Annotated in this window: 8 protein-coding genes; 5 read left to right on the top strand and 3 right to left on the bottom strand. The window is 35.9% G+C overall.

Going from position 1 to position 6,269, the window contains the following annotated elements; genetic code table 11:
- The first annotated feature begins 47 nt into the window (after window positions 1-47).
- Complete coding sequence (sdhB, locus tag WQ54_RS31375; protein ID WP_046515627.1) at window positions 48-809, top strand: succinate dehydrogenase iron-sulfur subunit; 762 nt, start codon at window positions 48-50, stop codon at window positions 807-809.
- A gap of 350 nt (window positions 810-1,159) precedes the next feature.
- Here the strand turns inward: sdhB and WQ54_RS34125 are convergent, their stop codons facing one another.
- On the bottom strand, window positions 1,160-1,327 hold the full coding sequence (locus tag WQ54_RS34125) for a hypothetical protein (protein ID WP_156178294.1): 168 nt from the start codon (window positions 1,325-1,327) through the stop codon (window positions 1,160-1,162).
- Window positions 1,328-1,475: 148 nt separating this feature from the next.
- Between WQ54_RS34125 and WQ54_RS31380 the strand changes: the two genes are divergently transcribed.
- A complete protein-coding gene (locus WQ54_RS31380; protein WP_046590859.1) occupies window positions 1,476-2,075 on the top strand; it encodes a YdhK family protein in 600 nt (199 codons plus the stop codon).
- Window positions 2,076-2,279: 204 nt separating this feature from the next.
- Here WQ54_RS31380 and WQ54_RS31385 read toward each other — a convergent pair whose 3' ends face one another.
- A complete protein-coding gene (locus tag WQ54_RS31385; RefSeq protein WP_046590861.1) occupies window positions 2,280-2,966 on the bottom strand; it encodes a response regulator transcription factor in 687 nt (228 codons plus the stop codon).
- A 1-nt stretch (window position 2,967) separates the two neighbouring features.
- Window positions 2,968-4,335 (bottom strand): HAMP domain-containing sensor histidine kinase, encoded by a 1,368-nt coding sequence (locus WQ54_RS31390; protein WP_046590863.1) that lies wholly within the window; start codon window positions 4,333-4,335, stop codon window positions 2,968-2,970.
- Window positions 4,336-4,806: 471 nt separating this feature from the next.
- On the opposite strand from WQ54_RS31390, the gene WQ54_RS31395 reads away from it, so the two are divergent.
- The 3 genes from WQ54_RS31395 to WQ54_RS31405 form a co-directional block, all read left to right on the top strand.
- Window positions 4,807-5,418, top strand: coding sequence for a hypothetical protein (locus tag WQ54_RS31395; protein ID WP_156178296.1), 612 nt, complete (start codon window positions 4,807-4,809; stop codon window positions 5,416-5,418).
- Between the two features lie 79 nt (window positions 5,419-5,497).
- Window positions 5,498-6,019 (top strand): IS3 family transposase, encoded by a 522-nt coding sequence (locus tag WQ54_RS31400; protein ID WP_046590866.1) that lies wholly within the window; start codon window positions 5,498-5,500, stop codon window positions 6,017-6,019.
- A gap of 29 nt (window positions 6,020-6,048) precedes the next feature.
- Window positions 6,049-6,269, top strand: a 221-nt coding sequence (locus WQ54_RS31405) for an IS3 family transposase (RefSeq protein WP_084822401.1), incomplete at its 3' end; no start/stop codon positions are given.

Below are 6,269 nucleotides of genomic sequence, written 5' to 3' on the forward strand. Positions count from 1 at the left end.
GAGCCGCGTAAACGTGACTATTCTAAAAGTAAAAAGGGGGATAAATAATGAGTGAGAATAAGGTTGTTCAATTTATTATTACTCGTCAAGAATCACCTGATGCTGCCCCTTATCAAGAAAAATTTGAAATTCCATATCGCCCGAATATGAACGTTATTTCGGCGCTAATGGAAATTCGCCGTAATCCTGTTAATGCTGAAGGGAAGAAGACAACACCTATTAACTGGGATATGAACTGCTTGGAAGAGGTATGTGGTGCATGCTCAATGGTCATCAACGGGAAGCCCCGTCAATCATGTACGGCTCTTGTTGATCAGCTTGAGCAGCCAATCCGTCTTGAGCCAATGCGTACATTCCCTGTTGTACGTGATTTGCAGGTGGATCGTAAGCGTATGTTTGATTCACTTAAAAAGGTTAAAGCATGGATCCCAATTGATGGTACGTACGATTTAGGTCCTGGACCGCGTATGCCTGAGAAAAAACGACAATGGGCTTATGAACTTTCAAAATGTATGACTTGCGGTGTGTGTTTAGAGGCATGTCCAAATGTAAACAGCAAATCTAATTTCATTGGACCAGCTCCATTATCACAAGTACGTTTATTTAATGCCCACCCGACAGGTGAAATGAATAGATCAGAGCGTCTTGAAGCTATTATGGGTGATGGCGGTTTAGCAAACTGCGGAAACTCACAAAACTGTGTACAGTCTTGTCCAAAGGGTATTCCTTTAACGACATCAATTGCAGCATTAAACCGTGATACTGCAATCCAATCATTCCGTAATTTCTTTGGCAGTGACCAAGGCTAAAAATGTTTTAGCATTTACGGCAATTCTTGTATTGGTGAAAGTGGCTAATGTTTTGTTTTCTAACAAATAATTGAATCTTAGAGTACGAAATAAACTATTTATTCGTACTCTTTACACATTAAGAATAATTAAATATGTTTTATTATTTCAAGTTAAGGTCTCATAGGGGAGACCTTTTTATTATTTTATTTTGCTAGCAACAAGGTTTTTGTACATTCACTGTTGAATAGCAATCTTCCTTTTCATCAACTGAAATACCTTTCTTTCACTCCTTAAATTTTGATTTCACAGCAATCTAAATCTTTTATAGTTTCATTTTTGAAATGTATATTTAGCATAGGAATTCTCTCCTAATACAAATGAACTCCATTCAGTTGGGACAAATCCGTAATCATCGCTCTATGCCAGCTCCAATGATCAAATAGGGATAAACGCTTTTCATTAGATTGATTGTTTCCTACCAAGCTTGTCTCATATTGAATTTCTTCCTTTTTCCTCATATCCAGACATAGCGACATTATTTACAACCCTAAAGGCTTCAAGTTCAAATCCAAGCAAACTGAAAAAATGCTTAGTAGATAAAATGCATATTTTCTGCAAATTGTTTTGTTAACCTTTTATACAGAAGGGCTTAGAAGGGTATCGAATATTGAGGAGGGAATAGAAATGAGGAAAAAAATAAGTGTAGGAATTGCATCCATTCTTTTCGCATCAGTCTTATCTGCTTGTGCTGCGGATACGGAGAAAGTTGAGCAGGATAAAGATACCGAGATGAATGCAAGCTCAGATGAGAGGATGGAAAACGATCACTCAGAAATGGATCATGCAAATATGGAACATTCCAGCTCAGGGGAAGTTCCTGAAGGGCTGAAAGAAGCAGAGAGTCCTGCTTTTAAAGTTGGCAGTCAAGCGACTCTTGAAACCGATCATATGGAAGGAATGAAAGGCGCAAAGGCAACGATTGCAGGTGCGTATGAAACGACAGCCTATGTTGTTACATATAAACCAACAACAGGCGGAGATAAAGTAGAAAATCATAAATGGGTTATTCACGAAGAAATAAAAGATGCAGGTGATGAGCAACTAGAAGCTGGTTCCGAGGTTACCTTAGGAGCAGATCATATGGAAGGGATGAATGGAGCAACAGCTATCCTCGAATCAATAGAGGAAACAACCGTCTACATGGTCGATTACACACCGACAAATGGGGGGGAAGAGGTTAAAAATCACAAATGGGTAACGGAAAGCGAACTTTCACCTGAATGAGAAATAAAGCAAAGAGACTGTCGATTAAAGGGTCTAACGCTTTTGAGACAGCCTCTTTTTTAAATTAACGTATAAGGTTTTTTTGTTTCGGTGAACATCACCAGCGCTTAGCCAATCATGAATTGGAGGTTAAACGCACTTTCAATTCATTAGCTTCTTTTTTGACCGAGGCTGAGCAAGACGCTTGCCTTTTCTATATAATGGCTATTCCTTCGTACTCCATTTATACCCGATTCCCCAAACTGTTTTCAGATGCTCCTCTACAGGAAAGGCTTGATTTCGAAGTTTTTCTCTAATATTTCGAATATGGGAATCAATTGTCCTGTCCTCTGTTTCAGCGCTTATCCCCCATATGGTTGTAAGAAGGTGATCGCGTGAAAACACCTTATTCGGGTAGCGTAAAAATAATTCTAATAAGGCAATTTCCTTCGGTGTCAGGGTGATGGTTTCATTCATGTGTTTGACTTCAAAGGTTGATAGATTCAACGTTAAATTGTTAAACGATAGCAGTTCTTCTTTATGAAATTGTCTGCCCGCTCGGCGAATCACAGCATCGATTCTTGCTATTAATTCTTGTTCGTTAAATGGCTTAGACAAGTAATCGTCTGCCCCGATTTTTAGCCCCTTAACAATATCTTCCTTATCACCTCTTGCGGTTAACATAATGATTGGTACATCCGAAAACTCTCTCATTTTTTTACAGGTTGTCCAGCCGTCCATTTCAGGCATCATGATATCAAGGATGACAATATCAACCTTTTCTTTTTCTAGATAAACAATCCCGTCTTCCGCTGAATTTTTTTTTATGCATTTGAAGCCATGAGGGGATAAATATAAAGATAATAAATTTAGCATCCTTTCTTCATCATCAATTAGTAAAACAGTTTTCATTTTATGGCTCCTTTAATAAAATTTTAAAGCATGTTCCTTTCCCGATTTGACTTTCGACGAAAATTTCCCCATTATGAGCTTCCACGATTTCCTTTACAATCGACAGTCCTAATCCAAAACCGCCGGTTAACCTTGAGCGAGATTTATCAACTCTGAATAGGCGGTCAAAAATATAAGGTAATTCATCGGAAGGAATTCCTATTCCTTGATCTTTAATCGTAATGATGATGTTCCTTTTCTCTTGAGTGGCCATTATCTCAGTCGTTGTCTGTTCATTTGAGTATTTTAGCGCGTTATCTAAGAGATTGAATAAGACTTGTTGAAAACGTACAGGATCGATAGCAGCAATCAGATCTTCATGACAATGAAAGGATAAATGAATTCCTTTTCGGGTAAAGACAGGAAGAAATCTTCGATATATGGTTTGAAGGAAAGGACAGAGATACATTTGTTCCTTCGAAATGGTAAATGTATTTTGGTCCATTTTTGCAAGGTCAAATAATTCTTTCAGCAGGTTACTTACATGATCAGCTTCTTCATGAATGATATGTAAATAATGTATTCTTTCCGTTTCATCAATTGTGTTTCTTTTGCCAATATCCGCATAGCCTTTTATATAAGTTAATGGGGTACGAAGCTCATGAGAAATAATGGCTAAAAATTCATTACGCTCCTTTTTTACATAGTTTAAGTCGTTAGCTAATGTTTGAATCGACTTTGCTAGCTCGCCAAGTTCATCTTTAGTCGTAGCCGGAAGCGTTACAGAAAAATCTCCGCTGCTCAGTCTGCTGGTTGCTTCTTTCATGGAGACAAGCGGCTTTGTTAATGCTCTTGATAAAAAGAATATTGTTATTAATAGAAAAAATAGAATGAGTAGTGCAGCAAAAAGGAAATGATGATTTAATTGTGATATTACATGTTGAATCCGAGCCTTGCTCTTAAACATGTAAACATAGCCTTTCGATTCATTTCCTCCATCATAAGGTGAAACAGTTGAAATGTATTTTTTCTTTTGCCAATCTGATTGTAGAATGAGTCCTTTTCTTGGAATGCCATCAACCTTCTTCTTTAAGATGTTTTCCATACCTTGATCGATTGGTTTAGATGATTCAATTACTTCTCCGATCTTATTCGTGATGACAACTTCCGTATCCGTTTGTGATTCCATTAATCCAATGTGATGAAGCGTAGTTTTATCCGGTGCCATTTCTAAAACATCACGATGACTATTTCCTCTTGCCAATAATGAATCTAGTTCATCGCTGACAAGAGAATGGACGATATTACGATGGAGAAAAATCATGGAACACGTTTCAATAATAAAAATACAAATAAAGAACCATAAACCTAATTTAACAGAAATCCTCATATCTGCTCACCCATTACATCCTTTTGTGAATTCAAAAAATAAAACCCTCTTTATCATAATAGTTTACTGCGAAATTGTTGAGAAATTATGCAGGACTGCTTCATTTGTAAGGAAAATGGTTGATCGGGATAATTAAATCATATTGAATAATTAGGGAGGAATAGACGAAAACTACGTACTAATCTAATGACCAGGAGCAGGAGTATGAAATTGCTGTTGAGGAAGAAAAAACCTAAAAATTCTACACCTTTTCTTATTTTATTAATCATACATTTTTTTATTTTAATATATACCCTTTTTAAAAAAAGAGATAAAAGCTATTTGATCCTATTATTTACGAACATTGGCTTTTCCTATTTTTTTGAGTATTTTGTTCTCAATTTATTTCAAGGATATCGATATAAACCGAGAATATTAAAGAATAACTATCAAGATAATATTTTGGGGGCAATCTTTTCTCAGGGGACTTATGTGCCGATTGCAGCTACAGTTCTGACTGCATTTAGCTTAGGATTTCGCTGGAAACTGTTAGTAGCCATCGGTTATGTTTCAATTGAACGTCTATTTATTTCTATGAAGGTCTTTGGGAAAAAATGGTGGAAAACCTATTATACCCTTTTCTTCTTACCAATCTATTTTACGTGCAGTGATATTTGTCATCGATTATTAAAAAATAATCACCCTGTCGCACAAGGATTAACCTCATATTTAACAATCACCTCGATAAATGTGAGTATTTTATTTTTACTCACATTATTTGGGAAATTAAAGTTTGGTTTTGGAGTAATAAATTCGTGGAGAGAGCATTTTATTATTGTACCGGGTTATTCCTTTATCTTATCGGCAGTATTATTGATTACATATAAAGTAAAAACAAGGTTATCTACTTATTATAGAATGATCTTTGTTGTTATTTTGGACTTTTTCTTGTACCAAAAGAACCTACTTAATAACAAAAAGACAATCCTTATTCTTTTTCCGTTCCATATCCTGATGTGCTTTATTTCAAATAAACTGTTCAATATGATTTATAAGGTATATCCAGTTGACTCTAAAAATGGAATACAATCGAATAAGCAGTAGATGATAAAAAAGCTAACAAGCCCTACTTGATCTGCCCCGTAAATGTTAGACACCAAACTAACATTTACGGGGTGTTTTAATGGCCAAATTTACAACGGAAGAAAAAATTCAAATTGTATTAAGGTATTTAAAAAGAAATGAAAGTATTAATAAAGTTGCGGAAGAAGTTAATGTTAGTCCTCCTATCTTAAGTGGATGGTTACGCCTTTATGAACAATTTGGTTTAGAAGCATTTATTAAATCCTATACAAGTTATTCTGTAGAGTTTAAACTAAATGTACTCAAGTTTATGAAAGACACGGGTATATCCTCTTATGACGCAGCTGCCATTTTCAATATTTCTTCACCAGGCTTGATCCGAAACTGGCGCAAGTTATTTGAGACTGGAGGAATTGATGCCCTACATCCAAAGAAAAAGGGGCGATCATCCATGAAAAAAGAAACAAAAACTAATGTTAAAAAACAATTACCAGTTGAAGGATCGCTTGAGGCTCTACAGGCTGAAAATGAGCGTTTACGTATGGAGAACGCCTACTTAAAAAAGTTGAACGCTTTAGTTCAAGCACAGGAAAAATTACAAACAAAGTCAAAGCGCAAGTAATTTTTGAGCTAAAGAATGAATTTGATATCGTGGAATTAGTTAAAGTCGCTGACATTCCACGTAGTACATACTATTATTGGGAAAAACAATTAAATCGAGAGGATAAATATGCGAGTGTAAAAGAAGTTATTGATGCCGTTTATCATGAGCATAAAGGTCGTTATGGTTACCGCCGTATCCACAAAGAATTAGCGAAAAGGAACATTCACTATGATCCAAAGACCATTAATCGTTTAATGAATGAGATGGG

It is taken from the genome of Bacillus sp. SA1-12, from assembly GCF_000981385.1.
In the GTDB taxonomy this organism is placed as follows: domain Bacteria; phylum Bacillota; class Bacilli; order Bacillales; family Bacillaceae; genus Metabacillus.